This window comes from Streptomyces durmitorensis, from assembly GCF_023498005.1.
Classification (GTDB): Bacteria; Actinomycetota; Actinomycetes; order Streptomycetales; family Streptomycetaceae; genus Streptomyces; species Streptomyces durmitorensis.
Window position 1 is genome coordinate 4,625,696 of sequence record NZ_CP097289.1, and the last position, 17,194, is coordinate 4,642,889.

The 17,194-nt window shown below is 71.3% G+C and carries 16 protein-coding genes; 5 read left to right on the forward strand and 11 right to left on the reverse strand.

What is annotated here, in order from left to right; translation table 11 throughout:
* The first annotated feature begins 20 nt into the window (after positions 1–20).
* The 5 genes from M4V62_RS20730 to M4V62_RS20750 all read left to right on the forward strand — a co-directional run bounded on the left by M4V62_RS20730 (position 21) and on the right by M4V62_RS20750 (position 6,579).
* Positions 21–959, forward strand: coding sequence for an ABC transporter ATP-binding protein (locus M4V62_RS20730; protein WP_249588738.1), 939 nt, complete (start codon positions 21–23; stop codon positions 957–959).
* The gene (locus M4V62_RS20735; protein WP_249588739.1) at positions 956–2,572 is read left to right on the forward strand and encodes an ABC transporter permease; all 1,617 of its coding nucleotides are present in this window, start codon (positions 956–958) and stop codon (positions 2,570–2,572) included. Before M4V62_RS20730 ends, M4V62_RS20735 begins: the two co-directional genes overlap by 4 nt.
* Before the next feature lie 722 nt (positions 2,573–3,294).
* Positions 3,295–4,620 carry a sensor histidine kinase gene (locus tag M4V62_RS20740; protein ID WP_249588740.1) on the forward strand — a complete coding sequence of 442 codons (1,326 nt, stop codon included), beginning with the start codon at positions 3,295–3,297 and terminating at the stop codon, positions 4,618–4,620.
* Positions 4,617–5,285 (forward strand): response regulator, encoded by a 669-nt coding sequence (locus M4V62_RS20745; RefSeq protein WP_249588741.1) that lies wholly within the window; start codon positions 4,617–4,619, stop codon positions 5,283–5,285. Before M4V62_RS20740 ends, M4V62_RS20745 begins: the two co-directional genes overlap by 4 nt.
* 73 nt (positions 5,286–5,358) lie before the next feature.
* On the forward strand, positions 5,359–6,579 hold the full coding sequence (locus M4V62_RS20750) for a cytochrome P450 (protein WP_249588742.1): 1,221 nt from the start codon (positions 5,359–5,361) through the stop codon (positions 6,577–6,579).
* Positions 6,580–6,587: 8 nt separating this feature from the next.
* On the opposite strand, the gene M4V62_RS20755 is transcribed toward M4V62_RS20750, so the two are convergent.
* The 11 genes from M4V62_RS20755 to M4V62_RS20805 form a co-directional block, all read right to left on the reverse strand.
* Positions 6,588–7,466 carry an alpha/beta hydrolase family protein gene (locus tag M4V62_RS20755; protein ID WP_249588743.1) on the reverse strand — a complete coding sequence of 293 codons (879 nt, stop codon included), beginning with the start codon at positions 7,464–7,466 and terminating at the stop codon, positions 6,588–6,590.
* A gap of 145 nt (positions 7,467–7,611) precedes the next feature.
* Positions 7,612–8,850: a kynureninase gene (kynU, locus tag M4V62_RS20760; protein WP_249588744.1), complete on the reverse strand. Its 1,239-nt coding sequence runs from the start codon at positions 8,848–8,850 to the stop codon at positions 7,612–7,614.
* Positions 8,843–9,664 (reverse strand): tryptophan 2,3-dioxygenase family protein, encoded by an 822-nt coding sequence (locus tag M4V62_RS20765; RefSeq protein WP_249588745.1) that lies wholly within the window; start codon positions 9,662–9,664, stop codon positions 8,843–8,845. Before M4V62_RS20765 ends, kynU begins: the two co-directional genes overlap by 8 nt.
* A 168-nt stretch (positions 9,665–9,832) precedes the next feature.
* Positions 9,833–10,246 (reverse strand): DUF3151 domain-containing protein, encoded by a 414-nt coding sequence (locus M4V62_RS20770; RefSeq protein WP_249588746.1) that lies wholly within the window; start codon positions 10,244–10,246, stop codon positions 9,833–9,835.
* 90 nt (positions 10,247–10,336) lie between these two features.
* Positions 10,337–11,368, reverse strand: a complete 1,032-nt coding sequence (gene fbaA / locus M4V62_RS20775; protein ID WP_249588747.1) for a class II fructose-bisphosphate aldolase — start codon at positions 11,366–11,368, stop codon at positions 10,337–10,339.
* Between the two features lie 128 nt (positions 11,369–11,496).
* The gene (pyrE, locus tag M4V62_RS20780; protein WP_249588748.1) at positions 11,497–12,051 is read right to left on the reverse strand and encodes an orotate phosphoribosyltransferase; all 555 of its coding nucleotides are present in this window, start codon (positions 12,049–12,051) and stop codon (positions 11,497–11,499) included.
* 30 nt (positions 12,052–12,081) lie between these two features.
* Complete coding sequence (locus tag M4V62_RS20785) at positions 12,082–12,873, reverse strand: aldose epimerase family protein (RefSeq protein WP_249588749.1); 792 nt, start codon at positions 12,871–12,873, stop codon at positions 12,082–12,084.
* Positions 12,874–13,070: 197 nt separating this feature from the next.
* Positions 13,071–13,829, reverse strand: a complete 759-nt coding sequence (locus tag M4V62_RS20790; RefSeq protein ID WP_249588750.1) for an SRPBCC domain-containing protein — start codon at positions 13,827–13,829, stop codon at positions 13,071–13,073.
* Between the two features lie 46 nt (positions 13,830–13,875).
* Complete coding sequence (locus M4V62_RS20795; protein ID WP_486388580.1) at positions 13,876–15,444, reverse strand: polyamine aminopropyltransferase; 1,569 nt, start codon at positions 15,442–15,444, stop codon at positions 13,876–13,878.
* Between the two features lie 165 nt (positions 15,445–15,609).
* Complete coding sequence (locus M4V62_RS20800) at positions 15,610–16,128, reverse strand: DUF2617 family protein (protein WP_249588752.1); 519 nt, start codon at positions 16,126–16,128, stop codon at positions 15,610–15,612.
* Between the two features lie 784 nt (positions 16,129–16,912).
* Positions 16,913–17,182, reverse strand: a complete 270-nt coding sequence (locus tag M4V62_RS20805) for a hypothetical protein (protein WP_249588753.1) — start codon at positions 17,180–17,182, stop codon at positions 16,913–16,915.
* Positions 17,183–17,194 lie beyond the last annotated feature (12 nt).

The following is a 17,194-nucleotide window of genomic DNA, read 5'->3' on the forward strand; positions in this document are numbered from 1 at the left end:
AGTAGCGTACGTTCCGAAACATGACGAAGGCCATCACTGTCTCCGGACTGCACAAGTCGTTCGGACGGACGCACGCGCTCGACGGTCTCGACCTCGACGTCGAGACCGGCGAGGTCCACGGCTTCCTCGGCCCCAACGGCGCCGGGAAGTCCACGACCATCCGGGTCCTCCTCGGCCTGCTCCGCGCCGACTCCGGTGCCGCCCAGCTCCTCGGCAGGGACCCGTGGAACGACGCGGTCGAGCTGCACCGGCGGGTGGCGTACGTACCGGGTGACGTCACCCTGTGGCGCAACCTCTCCGGCGGCGAGGTCATCGATCTGTACGGCAAGCTGCGGGGCGGCCTCGACCAGGCCCGCAGGGCCGACCTCGTCGAGCGGTACGAACTCGACCCGACCAAGAAGGGGCGTACGTACTCCAAGGGCAACCGGCAGAAGGTCGCCCTCGTCGCCGCCTTCGCCTCGGACGTCGACGTGCTGATCCTCGACGAGCCGACCTCCGGGCTCGACCCGCTCATGGAGGAGGTCTTCCAGAGCTGCGTCGAGGAGGAGCGCGACCGCGGCCGCACGATCCTGCTCTCCTCGCACATCCTCAGCGAGGTGGAGACGCTCTGCGACCGCGTCAGCATCATCAGGAAGGGGCAGACCGTCGAGACAGGATCGCTGGCCGACCTGCGCCATCTGACGCGGACCAGCGTCACCGCGGAACTCGCCGGACCGCCCAACGGGCTCGCGCGACTGCCCGGCGTCCACGACGTCGACGTAGCGGGGAATCGGGTCAAGCTCCAGGTCGAGACCGACAAGCTGGACGCGGTCCTTCGCGCACTCACCGCATCCGGGGTCCGCTCGCTCCTCTCCACGCCGCCCACGCTGGAGGAGCTCTTCCTGCGGCACTACCAGGACGACGTGCGGGGCGGCGTCGCCGAGGGAGCCGAGGGAGCCGAGGGAGTGGCTGCGCGATGACTGCTGTCCCCGGGACTTCCGCGTTCACCTCTCGCACCGGTGGATCGCGTCAACTTTCTGGCACGGGCGTCCTGTTGAGGCTCGCCCTGCGCCGTGACCGGGTCATGCTGCCCGTCTGGGTCCTGATCGTCGCGGGGATCGTCCTGGCGATGCCGGGCTCCCTGGAGCAGGCGTACGGCACGGGGGCCGAGCGGGCCGAGGCCATGCGGTCAATGAACGCCAACTCCTCGATGCGGGCGCTGTACTCGCCGGTGTTCGGGGACTCCATCGGCGCGCTCTCCGCCTGGCGCATCGGGGTCTACGCCGCGATCCTCGCCGCCGTGATGAGCCTGATCGTCGTCGTACGGCACACGCGCGAGGAGGAGGAGACAGGCCGCCAGGAGATGATCTCCGCCGCGATGGTGGGGCGGCGTGCGCCGCTGACCGCCGCGCTGCTCGCCGCGTTCGTGGCGAACGCGGCCGTGGCGCTGCTCGTCGCGGGCGGCATGGCGGGGCAGGGCGCGGCTGGTGCGCTGGCGCTCGGGCTCGGCGTCGCGGGCACCGGCATGCTGTTCGCCACGATGGCGGCGATCGTCGCCCAGCTCACGGAGAGCGCGCGGCTCGCCAAGGGGCTGACCTCCGGGGTCCTCGGGGCCGCGTACGTGCTCAAGGCCGCAGGCGACGCCGGGACCGAGGACGGTTCCTCGGTCCTGACCTGGCTCTCACCGCTCGGGTGGGTGGAGAACATCCGCGCCTACGCCGGTGAGCGGTGGTGGGTGCTGCTCCTGATCGGGGCCGCGGTCGTGGCGCAGGGCGCGGTCGCGTACAACCTGGCCGGGCGGCGCGACGTCGGCATGAGCTTCCTGCCGACCCGGCCGGGACCCGCCAAGGGCCGGATCGCCACGGCGGGCGGTCTTGCCTGGCGGCTCCAGCGGGGCAGCGTGCTCGGCTGGACGCTCGGCTTCCTGGTCTCCGGTGTCGTCTTCGGCGGGATGGCCGAAGGCGCGGCGGACATCGTCGGGGACAACGCGAACACCCGGGACATCATCGAGCGGATGGGCGGCCAGTCCGGCATCACGGACGCCTTCCTCGCCACGATGGTCGGCATGCTGGGCATGATCGCCTCGCTGTACGTGGTCGCGTCGGTCCTGCGGCTGCACGGCGAGGAGACCTCGCAGCGGGCGGAACCCGTCCTGGCCAACGCGGTGGGGCGGCTGCGGTGGGCCGGGGGACATCTGGTCATCGCCTTCGGCGGGGCGCTGCTGCTGATGCTGGTGGGCGGTCTCGGTCTTGCTCTCGGGTACGGGAAGGACCTCGGGCCGATCATGGGGGCGTGCCTGGTGCAGGTGGCCGCGATCTGGGCGCTCGGTGGGCTTGCCGTGCTGCTCGTGGGGGCGTTCCCTGGGGCGGCGGTGGGTGCCTGGGCCGTGGCCGGGGTCTGTCTGGCGATCGGCTGGATCGGCCCGGCGCTGGACCTTCCGCAGGTGGCGATGGACCTCTCTCCGTTCGGGCACCTTCCCAAGCTGCCCGGCGGGGGCATGGTGTGGGCGCCGGTGGTGGTGCTTCTCGCCGTCTCGGGGGCGCTGGTGGCCGCGGGCCTGGCGGGGCTGCGGCGCAGGGACCTGATCTCGTAACCCCGCATCCGCCTCTGGCCGAACAAGCCTCTCCCACCACCCCGCATCCGCCCCTGAACGAACAAGCCTCTCCCACCCACCCGCCCGATTGCCCCGGGGTGCCACACAGGGGTGGGCGGGTGGGTGAGTGGGGACGTGCACGCGGGGGGGGGTGGGTGAGTGGGGACGTGCACGCGGGGGGCGGGCGCGGTGCGCGGCAAGGGGGATGTGCCGCAGCCACAAGCGCCGGTGCCCAACGCACCCGCAGCCGGCAGCGCACGCCGGTACGCCTGCCCGGAGCACAGTGCCCAACGCACCCGCAGTCGGCGGCACACGCGAGGGGACGTGCCGGTATGTCCGCCCGGAGCACGGTTCCCCGCACTCCAGCAGCGAAGCAGCCCCGCGGCCACCGGACGATAGCGAGGACGGACATACCGGCACGGCCCCGACGCCCCCACCCGGCAACTCCGCGTCCGCAACCCCCACCCAACCCCAGCATGCGCCGCAGGCCTCCCACACCCACCCCACCAACGGCGAAGACGAACACACCGGCACGGCCCCGACGCCCCCACAGACGAACCAGCCCCGCAGCCCGCACACACCCGCAGGCGGCCCCGCCCCACAGACAGACCCGCCCCGCACCGCGGCAGCACGCACCCGCCCACGTAGTACCTGCGACGGACCCCGCAGAACCCCTCCCTGGCGGGACGACCCCCCTCCCCCGCCCCCGTACCTTCGTAAGCGTGACTGACGCGACCAAGACCGCCCCCAGCAGTAGCCGCAGCCCGGAGTACCGCCTGGCCGTGGGCGCGCTCGCAGGGCTTCGCCAGGACCTGTTCCGTGACGCCTTCGCCTACCGACCGCTGCCGACGATGCGTACGGACGGGCCGGTGAGCCGACGGCTTCCGGCCCGGATACGCCCTTACGCCGCCTGGATCCCGCATGCCATGGTCGCGCTGGCCGCCGTCCTCGTGTACTCGGTCGCCCCTGTCAGCGACAGCGGGATGGGGGCCGTACTCACCGGCATCCTGCCGGCCGCCGCCATCCTCATGACCCTGATGAGGCCCGTCGGTGCCTGGTGGTTCTCGCTGGCGACCACCCCGTTCATCGCCGTGATCGCCCATACGTCGGACGGCTGGCCCTGGACGGACAGCTCGTTCCTCTCGCACATCACCGTCATGACGGTGGTCGCCGTGCGGACCCGCCCGCGTGCCGCCGCGTGGATGTGGGCCTGCACGGCCGCCTACGGCGTCTTCGCCGAGGTCTTCATGGGCTCGGGAGCGTACGGCAGTGACCTGCCGCAGATGCTCTTCTTCTCCGCGCTCACCCTCGTCACCGTCTCCCTCGTGCACATCCGCCGCGAGGCCAAGCACGAGGTCAGCGTCCAGCGGACCGTCACCGCCATCGAGCGCGACAAGCGCACGCTGCTCGAAGAGCGGACGACGATCGCGCGCGAGCTGCACGACGTCGTCGCCCACCACATGTCGGTGGTCGCCATCCAGGCGGAGGCCGCGCCCTACCGCGTCGAGAACCCGCCGCCCGAGCTTGAGCAGGCGTTCGTCACCATCCGCGAGAACGCCGTGGCCGCACTGACGGAGCTGCGCCGCGTCCTCGGTGTCGTACGCGCGGAGGACTACGAGGCCCCGGACGCCCCGCAGCCCACGCTCGGCGACCTCGACCGCCTCATCGCGAACGTCCGCGAGACCGGCCTGGACGTCGAGAAGGTCGTCACCGGCGCGGTCCGCGAACTCCCGCAGGGCGTCGAGCTCTCCGCGTACCGCATCGTCCAGGAGGCGCTGAGCAACACCCTGCGCCACGCCCCCGGCGCCACGGCCCGCGTCGAGGTCGGATATGTGCTCGGCGGACTCGGACTTCGTGTCGTCAACGGGCCCGCAAAAGGCCTGGTCAAGCCATCCCCCGGAGCCGGGCACGGCATCACCGGCATGCGCGAGCGCGTCACGATGCTGGACGGCGAGATGACGACCGAGGAGACCGCCGACGGCGGCTACGAAGTCACCGTGTTCCTGCCCGTCGCGTCCGCATCGGAGCCCACCGGAGGCCAGGAATGACGATCCGCGTACTGATCGCCGACGACCAGATGATGGTCCGCGAAGGCTTCTCCGTCCTGCTCAACGCGATGCCGGACATCGAAGTCGTCGGAGAGGCGGTCAACGGCCGCGAGGCGGTCGACCGCGTCCGCGAACTCGCCCCGGACGTCGTCCTGATGGACATCCGCATGCCCGTCATGAACGGCATCGAGGCGACCCGAGAGATCGTCGCGGCGGACGTCACGTCGAAGGTCCTTGTCCTGACCACCTTCGACCTCGACGAGTACGTCTACCAGGCGCTGCGCGCGGGCGCCTCCGGCTTCCTCCTGAAGGACGCGTCCGCGCGCCAGCTCGCCGACGGCGTCAAGGTGGTCGCGGCGGGCGAGGCCCTGCTCGCGCCCTCCGTGACGCGCCGCCTCATCACGGAGTTCTCCAAGCTGGGCGAGACGCCGCGCCTCTCGGCGACGGTCCAGGCACAGCAGTACGGCGAGCTCACCGAGCGCGAGACGGAGGTCCTCGTCCTCATCGCCCAGGGCCTGTCCAACGGCGAGATCGCCTCGCGCCTCGTCGTCGCCGAGTCCACGATCAAGACCCACGTGAGCCGCATCCTGGTGAAACTGGGCCTGCGGGACCGCACGCAGGCGGCGGTCTTCGCGTACGAGGCACGGCTGGTCACCCCGGGCTGACCTCTTCCTGACCTCTTCCTGACCTCTTCCTGACCTCTTCCTGGGCGGGCACTCGTGCGGCTAGCGTCGCTCCATGGACGTCCCCGCCCCGCCCTTCGCCCCTTGGTCGCCGGAGTTCATCGCCGACCCCTACCCGGCCTACGCACAGCTGCGGGCCGCCGGGCGGGTCCACTACTTCGAACCGACCGACCAGTGGCTGATCCCGCACCACGCCGACGTGTCGGCGCTGCTGCGGGACCGGCGGCTCGGGCGGACCTATCTGCACCGCTTCACGCACGAGGAGTTCGGGCGCCAGGCCCCGCCGCCCGAGCACGAGCCGTTCCACGTCCTGAACGACAACGGCATGCTCGACCTGGAGGCGCCGACCCACACCCGGATCCGGCGCCTGGTGTCGAAGGCGTTCACGCCGCGCACTGTGGAGCAACTCCGGCCGTACGTCGAGGAGTTGGCCGATCGGCTCGTACGGGATCTGGTGGCCGACGGGGGCGGGGATCTCGCGGCGCGCGTCGCCGAGCCGCTGCCGGTGGCCGTCATCGCGCAGATGCTGGGCATCCCGGAGGCCGACCGGGACCAGCTGCGGCCCTGGTCGGCCGACATCTGCGGGATGTACGAGCTGAATCCGTCAGAGGAGACGGCGGGGCGGGCCGTCCGCGCCTCGCTCGAATTCTCGGCGTACCTGCGCGAACTCATCGCCGTACGACGCGAGAAGCCCGGCGACGACCTGATCTCGGGGCTCATCGCCGCCCACGAGGACGGGGAGTCCCTGAGCGAGCAGGAGATGATCTCCACCTGCGTGCTGCTCCTCAACGCGGGGCACGAGGCGACGGTCAACGCCACCGTCAACGGCTGGTACGCGCTCTTCCGCAACCCGGCGCAACTCGCCGCCCTACGCGCGGATCCCGGGGGTCTGATCCCCACCGCGGTGGAGGAGTTGATGCGGTACGACACCCCGCTCCAGCTCTTCGAGCGGTGGGTCCTGGACGACATCGAGGTCGACGGCACCGTGATCCCGCGCGGCAGCGAGGTCGCCCTCCTCTTCGGCTCGGCCAACCACGACCCGGCGGTCTTCACCGCCCCGGCCGAACTGGACCTGGCCCGCGCCGAGAACCCGCACATCTCCTTCAGCGCGGGCATCCACTACTGCATCGGCGCACCCCTGGCCCGCATCGAACTGGCCGCGTCGCTCGGGGCATTGCTGCGCCGGGCGCCGGGCCTGTCTCTCGCCTCCGAGCCGGAGCGCAGGCCGAACTTCGTGATCCGGGGGCTGCGGGAGCTCCTCGTGCGGGTCCCCTGACCCCGCTCTCAGTACGCCAGCTGCGCGATCTCCTCCGCCACCACCGCGCAGGCGTCGGCCGCCGGGTCGATCAGCGGGAAGTGCCCGACGTCTTCGAGAAGCGTGACCCCGACGACCTCGCCCGCCTTCGCCGCCGCGTCGGCGTACGCCTCGGCGACCGCCTGCGGCACGACGATGTCCGTACGGCCCTGGACGACGGTCGTGGCGATGCCGGTCGGCAGCAGGGCCGCCGGGTCGGCGTGCGCGAGACGCTCCTCGAACTTCCCCTTCTCGCCGAGGAGTTGGAGAGCCGCGTCCGAGCAGACGCCCAGCTCCTGCGCCATGCGGAAGTCGGCGATGGGCGCGAGGGCGACGACACCGCGGAACGCGGCGGGCCGGTCGATGCGCCAGGGCGAGCCGGTGGGCAGCACGTGCCGGGACGCGGCCCAGAGCGCGAGGTGGCCGCCCGCGGAGTGGCCCGTGACGACGGTGCGGCGGACGTCGGCCGACGGCAGGAGTTCGGCGACGAGCGCGGGCAGCGCGTCGAAGGCGGCCGCGACGTCGTCGAAGGTCTCGGGCCAGCGGCCGGCGGCGGGGCCGCCCCCCTGGGCGGGAATCGAACTGCCGCGCCGGTACTCGACGTTGGCCACGGCGAAGCCCCGTCTGGCCAGGAAGTCCGCGAAGGGCGTGAGGTGCTGCCGGTCGTACGGGGCCCGCCAGGCACCGCCGTGCAAGGCGACGACGAGGGGGGCGGGGGTCTCCGTGACGGTCCGGGGTTCGTAGAAGTCGATCACCTGGTCGGGGTGTTCGCCGTACGCGGCGGTGGCGTCGGGCGTCACCGCGGGGTGCGAGAAGGCGGAGTCGGCCTCTGCGGCATCGCGGGCCACGGCGGCGGCGTCGTCCGGCATGCGACAACCTCTCTGCGGGGAGTGGAGCTGCTGCGGGTGGGTGTTCATTTGATCTTCCCCTACCCCGCCCCTTCCCGATACCGGGGTTCCGCCCCGAACCCCGCCCGGGAAGGGCGGGATCCGGGGGCAGAATCGCCGGAGGCCGTCAGCCGGCGATCCCGGTTCCGGTCCCGGTCTCGCCCAGCGTCCGCGCGAGCACTCCCGCCGCCCGCTCCACATCGGCGAAGCCGACGTACAACGGCGTGAAGCCGAACCGCAGCACGTCCGGCGCACGGAAGTCACCGACCACGCCGTGCTCGACCAGGCGCCGCATGACGTCACCCGCGTCCTCGCAGCGCAGCGCGACCTGGCTGCCGCGCTGCTCGTGGGCGGCCGGGGTGATCACCTCGACGCGGCCCTCGGGGACGTAGGCCGCCACGCACTCGACGAAGAAGTCCGTCAGGGCGAGGGACTTGGCGCGTACGGCCTCGATGGACACCCCGTCCCAGACGTCGAGCGCCGCGTCGAGCGCCAGCATCGACAGGATGTCGGGCGTACCGACCCGGCCCCGCACGGCGCCGTCGGCCGCCTCGAACTCCGGCCGCATGCCGAAGGGCTCCGCGTGCGAGTTCCAGCCGGGCAGCGGGGAGTCGAAGCGGGCCTGCAGATCCGCCCGTACGTAGAGGTAGGCAGGTGAACCCGGCCCCCCGTTCAGGTACTTGTAGGTGCACCCGACCGCGAGGTCGACGCCGTGCTCGTCGAGCCCGACGGGCAGCGCGCCCGCGGTGTGGCACAGGTCCCAGACCACGAGCGCACCCGCGTCGTGCACGGCCGCGGTCAGGGCGGGCAGATCGTGCAGCCGCCCGGTGCGGTAGTCGGCGTGGTTGAGGAGCACCACCGCCGTACGCGGGCCGAGGACACCGTGCACCTCGCCCGGCGCGACCGGCACCAGCGTGCATCCCGTCATGCGCGCCGCCGACTGCGCGATGTACCCGTCCGTGGGGAACGTCGTCGCGTCAACCACGATCTCGTCGCGCCCCTCGCCCGAGTCACGGGCCATGCGTACCGCCGCGACCAGGGCCTTGAAGACGTTCACGCTCGTCGAGTCGCCGACGACGATCTGGCCGGGGGCGGCGCCCACGAGGGGGGCTATGCGGTCGCCGATGCGCTCGGGGGCGGTCCACCAGCCGCTTTCCTCCCAGGAGCGGATGCGGAGCTGGCCCCACTGGCGTGAGATGACGTCCGCCACGCGCTCCTGGACGACCGTGGGCAGGGCGCCCAGCGAGTTTCCGTCCAGGTAGACGGTGTCGTCCAGTTCGAACTCCGCGCGCTTCGCGCTGAGTTCGTCCTCACTGTCCCTCTTCGCCGCCTGCGCTCGGAGGGCGTCGTACGAAACCTCAGACATGGCTCCTCGCAGTCCACAGCTCGGGGAAGACGTTCTTCGTCGCGCGCTTCTCCAGCCAGGCCACTCCGGCCGAGCCGCCCGTGCCCGTCTTGGAGCCCATCGCGCGGCGCGTCGCCACCAGGTGGTCGTTGCGCCAGCGCCACACCAGCTCGCCGACGTCCGTCAACACCTCGCCGAGGCGCGCGAGTTCATCGCTCTCGTCACCCGAGTAGAGGTCGGTCCACACCTTCTCGACCTCGGGCGACGGCTCGTACCTCTGCGTCAGGTCACGCTGCAGCACGGCGGCCGGTACGGCGTGACCGCGGCGGGCGAGCAGGGCGAGGACCTCGTCGTAGAGGCTCGGCTCCTGGAGTGCCTTCTCCAGCTCCGCGTGGACGCGCGGCGCGCCCCGGTGGGGCACCAGCATGGACGCGGACTTGTCGCCGAGCAGGAACTCCATGCGGCGGTACATCGCGGACTGGAATCCGGATCCCTCGCCGAGCGCGGAACGGTAGGAGTTGAACTGCCCGGGGGTCAGCTGGGCGAGCGGGCGCCAGGAGGCGTTCAGCGCCTCCAGCTCGCGCAGGCTGCGCTTGAGCGCGGCCACGGCGGTGGGGATGTCGTCGCGGCGCAGGGCGTGCGACGCGGTCTCCCACTCGTGCACGATGACCGTGAACCACAGCTCCATCACCTGGGTGGTGACCAGGAAGACCATCTCGCCGGGGTCGTCCGAGCGCAGGTGCTGGAGGTGCGTGAGGACGTCCGCCTGGACGTAGTCCTCGTAAGGGGTGGTTCCTGCGAAGTCGAGGTTCGGGGTGTCCGCCTCTTGGGACATCGCGATCTCCTTGATACGTACTCCGGGTAGCGGTCCGCCCCTGCCGTTACCGACACGGGGGCCCCGGTCCCCACCGGCATCCTCCGCAACATCCCACGAAACGGCAAGACCTGCCTGGTCACAGCGGACCAGGCAGGTCTCGTACGTCGTGCGGACGCCTTGTGGGGCTCAGCCCAGGGTGTCCGCCGCCGCAGCGGAGGAGTCCCTCAGGAAGCCCGAGCAGCGCTCGTACTCCTCCTGCTCGCCGATCGACTGCGCGGCGCGCGCGAGGCCGTGCAGGGCGCGCAGGAAGCCGCGGTTCGGCTCGTGCTCCCACGGCACCGGGCCGTGGCCCTTCCAGCCTGCGCGGCGCAGCGAGTCGAGGCCGCGGTGGTAGCCGGTGCGGGCGTACGCGTACGACTCGACGACGCTGCCGCGCTCGAACGCCTCGTCGGCGAGCTGTGCCCAGGCGAGCGAGGAGGTCGGGTACTTCGCGGCGACGTCGGCGGGCGCCGCGCCGTTCGCGAGGAGCTCGCGCGGCTCCGGGTCGTCGGGCAGGTGGGTCGGGGGCGGTCCCCCGAGCAGATCCTTGTGAATGGCCATGGGTTCCAGTCTGCGCCATGACGGCATGCGACGGGCCCGGCACCCCGTCCTGGAACGGGATGCCGGGCCCTTCGGCGTGAGCGGCGGTGCCTACTTCAGCTTCGTGCCCGTGGAGCGCAGGTTCGCGCAGGCCTCGGTGACGCGCTTGGCCATGCCCGCCTCGGCGGCCTTGCCCCAGGTGCGGGGGTCGTACGTCTTCTTCGAGCCGACCTCGCCGTCGACCTTCAGGACGCCGTCGTAGTTCTTGAACATGTGGTCCGCGACGGGACGCGTGAAGGCGTACTGCGTGTCCGTGTCGAGGTTCATCTTCACGACGCCGTTCTCCAGGGCGGTCGCGATCTCCTCGGCGGTCGAGCCGGAGCCGCCGTGGAAGACGAAGTCGAACGGCTGCGAGCCCGCGGCCTTGCCGTGCTTGGCGGCGACGCCCTCCTGGAGGTCCTTGAGGAGCTCGGGACGCAGGACGACGTTGCCCGGCTTGTAGACGCCGTGGACGTTGCCGAAGGACGCGGCCAGGAGGTAGCGGCCCTTGTCGCCCAGGCCCAGGGCCTCGGCGGTGCGCAGCGCGTCGTCGACGGTCGTGTACAGCTCGTCGTTGATCTCGTGCGTGACGCCGTCCTCCTCGCCGCCGGTCGGGGTGATCTCGACCTCGAGGATGATCTTCGCGGCGGCGGCCTTCGCGAGCAGCTCCTGGCCGATGGCCAGGTTGTCGGCGAGGGTCTCGGCGGAGCCGTCCCACATGTGCGACTGGAAGAGCGGGTTACGGCCGGCCTTGACGCGCTCGGCGGAGACGTCGATCAGCGGACGGACGTACGTGTCCAGCTTGTCCTTGGGGCAGTGGTCGGTGTGAAGGGCGACGGTGATGTCGTACTTCGCGGCGACGATGTGCGCGAACTCGGCGAGGGCCACGGCGCCCGTCACCATGTCCTTGTTGTGCTGGCCGCCCAGGAACTCCGCACCACCGGTGGAGATCTGGATGATGCCGTCGCTCTCGGCCTCCGCGAAACCGCGCAGTGCGGCGTGCAGCGTCTGCGAGGAGGTCACGTTGATGGCCGGGTAGGCGAACTTGCCTGCCTTCGCCCGGTCCAGCATCTCGGCGTAGACCTCGGGGGTTGCGATGGGCATGTGTCCGCTCCTTGTGATGTGCGGGTGTGTGCTTGGCCCTGACCTAAGGGGGCGACGTCATCGTCGCCCCCATCTTTCCAGACTTGCCGGGCGGCTCGGCCCGGACGTAGGTCCTCAGTCCCTGGTCCTCAGTCGCTGAGGCCGAGGTCGTCCTTGGAGTACGCGAAGAGGTACGGCACCCCGGCGCCCTCGGTGATCTTCTCGCCCGCGCCGGTGGCGCGGTCGACGATGGTCGCGACGCCGACCACCTCGGCACCGGCCTCACGCACGGCCTCGACGGCGGTGAGCGGGGAGCCACCGGTGGTGGACGTGTCCTCGACGACGAGTACGCGGCGGCCCTTGATGTCGGGGCCTTCCACCCTCCGCTGCATGCCGTGCGCCTTGGCGGCCTTGCGCACGACGAAAGCGTCGAGGCGCTTGCCGCGCGCGGCGGAGGCGTGCAGCATCGCGCCCGCGACGGGGTCGGCGCCCATGGTGAGGCCGCCGACGGCGTCGAAGTCGAGGTCGGCGGTGAGGTCGAGAAGCACCTGGCCGACCAGGGGGGCGGCCTCGCCGTCGAGGGTGATGCGGCGCAGGTCGATGTAGTAATCGGCTTCGAGACCCGAGGAGAGGGTCACCTTGCCGTGCACCACGGCCTTGTCCTTGATCTGCTGCAGCAGGGCGCCACGTACGTCGTCAGTCATGCCTGTCAGCTTAAAGCCGCGTCCAGCGGCTCAGAGCCGCGTCCAGGTCCAGGTCGTCGACGTCTCCAGGGGGTCGATGGGGGTGACCAGGCGGGGCAGGGTGTTGAGCCCGTTGGGCGGCCCGGTCTGCGGCTCGACGCACACGGCGGCTTCCTGTTCGTCGTACACGACGACCCACTGCTCGCGGCTCTTCACCTTGAGCTCCAGCTGCTCGGGCCAGGTGAGGGCGACGTCGACACCGTCGGGCATGCCGAAGCAGTCGTCCCAGGGGCTGGGGGTGGGGGCGATGCGGTTGCCGGTGGGGAGGTGGTCGTCGCCGCGCTCCTCCTGCCAGGCGGGGCTGAAGTCGACGCGTACGTCCTCCTGGCCGAGGCCGCGGTTGAACCACGGGTGCCAGCCCGCCTGGGCGGGGAAGGAGTCGCCGTACGTCTCGATGCCCAGGGTGAGGGTGAGGGAGTCCTCGGTGAGGGCGATGAGCTGGGTGACGCGGCCTTCGTAGGGCCAGGGGTCGGCGAGGTCGTAGGTGAAGGCGGCCTCGGTCTTGCCCGCGCGGGCGGTGCGCCAGGCGGCGTCGCGGGCGAAGCCGTGGATGGCGTGGGGCGGGGAGTTGAGGGGCATCTGGTGGGTCGTGCCGCCGTTGCGGAACTTTCCCTCGCGGATGCGGCCGGCCCAGGGGGCCATGGGGAAGCAGCCGTAGCGGTCGCCCTGCCGCAGCAGCTCCAGGCCGCCGACCTTGAGGCTCCCGACCCGGCAGCCGTTCCCCGGCTGCAGGGTAATTTCCGCGTCACCCGCGGTCAGTGTCACGTCTTCTTCGCTACTCACGGGGTTGACCCTACGGGCACAGATTTGTCCCCAACCCCGCCCCTTCCCGAAAACCGTGCCTGCGCCCCGGACCTACCTGGGGCTCCGCCCCAGACCCCGCTCCTCAAACGCCGGAGGGGCTGAATCTTCAGCCCCTCCGGCGTTTGAGGAGGCCCCCGCGCAGCGGGTTTTCGGGAAGGGGCGGGTTAGGGGATACGTCATCGCCTGCGCCGAAGCGCCCGCCCAACAACAATCGCCGAGGCCAGCACCACCGCAGCGGCAGGCGCGGCCCACCGCAGCGTCGCGCTGGTGGACATCGACTCGGCCGCCGGCGCGGGCGCGTACCGCCCCCGGGGCGGCGCGTGGTCGACCTCCTCCGCGCTGCGGCCGATCATCGTCCGCCGGGCATGCGCGGCCTCCGCGGGCGGCACCAAGATCTCTTCCTCGGCTTCGTCGAACGACGAAGGCGGAACGTCCGTCTCGAAGACGGAAACGTCCTCGACAGGCTCCACCACGACAGGCTCGGCCTCGGGCTCAGGCTCCTCGGCCCCCCGCCCCAACCCCTCCGCAAACCGCTCAAGCAGCCTCCGCACCGCACCCTCCACAGCCTGTGGAGAACTTTCGGCGACGCGCCCCTCCCCGGCACCCGTACCGGAGAACACCACCTGGGTCCCCTCGCCGTCCTCGGCGGGGTCGAGCCGCACCACCAGCGAGAGCTTCACGGAGCCGCCGCCCCGCACCTCCACGCCCTCGCCCTCGATCGCGAAGGAACCGTCGCCCCGCGACGCGACCCGCGCCGCACCCCGGTACGTGATCGTGTGGCCGCCGACCCGCACCTTGAGACGGCCGGAGAGCGGTGACGCGGACTCGTCCGCGTCGCGCTGAAGTCCGGGCACCGCCCCAGCGACCTGCTCGGGGTCGCTCAGCACCTGCTGAAGACGGTCGGCGGGAACCGGAACGAACACCTCATGCTCCATGGCAACCGAGCCTACCCACGTGGCCGAGACCATGTACGTCAGTTCGTCAGTTCGCGTACCGCGGGTGCACCAGTGTGGAGGGGGTCAACCCCCGCATCCGCGTCCGTTCGGCGGACGCCACGTCCACCCGCAGCAGCCCGGCCGTCCGGGGCGGGTCGAGGACGGGGCGGGATCCGGCCGCGAGGACGAAGCCCCAGTCGCGCGGCGCCGACGTGCCGTCCGCCGTCCGGTCGGGGCCCGCCGCGAACCCGGAGAGGCGGCCGCCCACGCGGTACGGCTCGGTCCGCAGACCCGCCGCCCGCAGCGTCGCCTCCACCGTCCAGAAGACGCGGGGCCGCGCGGCGACGGGCCCCGCGTGCACGGAGAGGCGGCCGCCCGCGGCCAGGGCCCGGCAGACGAGGCCGTAGAACTCCTGGGAGTAGAGCTTGGTGCTCGCGGTGATGCCGGGGTCGGGCAGATCGGAGATCACCACGTCGTACGTACGAGGGGGCGAGCGCAGCCAGCGGAACGCGTCGGCGTGCACCACGCGCACCCGGGGGTCGCGGTACACCTGCTCGTTCAGCTCGCTCAGCGCCGGGTCACTGCGCGCCAACTCGACCACACCCCGGTCGAGTTCGACGATGTCCACCCGCCGCACCCCTGAGTGCCGCAGCACCTCGCGCGCCGCGAGGCCGTCGCCGCCGCCCAGGATCAGCACGCGCGCGCGGCGGCCGTTCATCGCGGGGCCGACGAGCGCACGGTGGTAGCGGTGCTCGTCGCGGCCGCTGACGCGCAGGCGCCCGTCGAGGTAGAGGTCGAGCGAGTCGAGCCTGCCGCCGGTGAGGACCACTTCCTGGACGTCGGTCTGCACGGCGACCCGTACGTCCTTGCCGTAGACCGCCCGCCGCGCCGCCGCCTCGAAGTCGCCGACGAGCACGGCGGCCGAGGCGAGCACCCCGAGGACGGTGACGTTCGCGACGAGCAGGGCCCAGCGGCCGCGCACGCTCAGGTCGTGCCGGAAGAGACCGAAGACGAGGGCGCCGCCCGCGAGCGCGTTGACCGCGCCGGTGATCAGCGCCCCGGTCAGCTGGCCGAGCAGGGGGAGGAGAAGGAAGGGGAAGGCGAGGCCGCCCACCAGCGCGCCCACGTAGTCGGCGGCGAACAGGTCCGAGACCGCGCCGCTGGGGTCCTGCCGTCTGATCCGCTGGATGAGCACCATCAGGAGCGGCACTTCGGCGCCGATGAGCAGGCCGATGGCGAGCGAGAACGCGACGAGCAGATACCGCGAGCCGCCCGCCCAGACCTCGCCCCGGTCGCCGGTCCAGGCGAACGCCGCGTACAACGCCATCGCGCTCAGCCCGCCGACCAGCGCGAGCGCCGACTCGACCAGGCCGAATCCGGCGGCGGCCCGGCACCGCAGGCGCTTGGCGAGCAGGGAGCCGATGCCCATGGCGAAGACCATCACCGACAGGACCACCGACGCCTGCGTGACCGAGTCACCGATCAGGTACGAGGCGAGGGCGACCAGTTCGAGTTCGTACACCAGACCGCAGGCCGCGCAGATGAAGACGCCCGCCAGGACGAGGAACCGCCCCGTCCTGGGCGTCACGGGTAAATGCGTTGACGGCTCGATCACCTTGGGAACGCTACGTCACCGAACTCTCACGTCCCGTCACCCACAAGGGTGCATCTCGACGTCAGAGGTGTAAATGGGGCGCGGCAAGGGGCACTTGGTGACGCCCTGCTCGGCCCTTGGTCGGAGCGCCGCGAGCCGCCCGGCCGGGAACCTCGAACCGCCCGGTCAGAGAATCGCGGGCATCCGAACTCCCACGCGAGTGCGCGTCGCGACGAGTTGTCCGTCCTGCGGGTAGGCGTGCCAGGTGCGCCATTGCACCGAGCCCTCGTGCCGCTGCGCCAGCATCGCCGTGAACGCGTGCGGGCTGCCGGGGAAGACCCCGGCGAGGCCGTGCGGATGCTCGGCCACCAGGGCGAGCAGTTCCTGTGCGCGGCCCGCGAACTGGCCGCGCGAGAGGGTCTCGACGCGCGCCGCGAATTCGTACTCCCACTCGCCCAGGCGCTTGGAGACGCCGAGCGGAAGGGGCGTACTGCTGCCGGGGATGCAGGCGACGGTTTCGGAACAGGTGCCCTGCTCCTCTTCGAGAAGCACCTGGTGCGATGCCCCCAGGAGCCTCAACTCCATTTTGGCATCGTCGAGTTCGAGTTCGAGTGTGGCGAGCGCGGGCAGCGGCTCGCGCCCAAGGGTCCAGGCGAGGTCCGCGGCGCACGTGTCGGTATAGACAGTCTTCAGGGTCGTGAGCATGGGTCGGCTCCGCTAACACGCAATGGAGGTGGTGCCGGCGCACCCGGTCGGACACCGGGCGGCCGGAATGCCGGCTCGTGCCCAGCGAAGAGACGACCCGTTTGTCCAAGTCGTCCGTACGAGGGCGGTGCTGACGGTTAAGAGGGAATCATGGACTGCTGCACTGCCACAGCGTTTTTACCCAACTTCGGAGGGTTTCCATCCCCTCGGGGGCTGCACAGTTCAACTGTTCAATGGCTCAACGACAAAGTGCCCGGCAGGAGTTGCCTCCCACCGGGCACTTCAACAGATGGACGGACCAGCTGCCCCGTGTCAGCTGCCTCCGCCACCGCCACAACCGCCACCGCCGCCGCACGAAGAGCTGCTGCCGCAGGACGAACCGCCGCCACAGGAGCTGCCGCCGTGGTGGCCACCACTGTCGCCGCCACCGACCCACCAGCCGCCACCGGCCGCGGACCCACCGACCGTTCCGGAGTGCGACCGCTTACCGCTTCCCTTGCCACTGGCAACCGCGAGTGCGACGACGACCAGAACAACCGCGACAAACACGAAGACCAGGATCATGACCTTCACGCCCCTTTCCGTTCCCCCGAAGCAGGCCCCCCGTGGGTCCGCGTTCTTTTTCCCGTTGTACTTGCGTGAAAGGGGAATGCCCTCGCGCATGCCGACCCAAAGCAGAGTTGAGCAAGTTCAGAGGGTTCTCGCGGGGCAAATGCCCCTGTCCTGCTCGGGGGGGGCAGTTCATAGGCTGTTCACGCTTGTTGAGCCGGGCCGGTAGCAACAGCTATACATACAGCCGGAATCGCCGCACACCGATCGGGCGCACTCCTGGGAGCGCCGTGAGTCGCAGCCAGGCTGGGCGGCTCGTGCGGCTGGTGTCGGCGAGGCCCTTCTCGTGGTGTTCAGCGAACGCGATGGCGCCGGGGACCCGCTTCTCGTCCGCGGCGTTCAAGCTCAGGCGGCGGTGGAACGTCCTCACCCTGCTGTCGGCCGGGACGGCGTCCTCCTGCGCCCACTGCTCGTAACCTCGTACCTCGACTCGACATGAGGTCAAGCGGACCCCTTC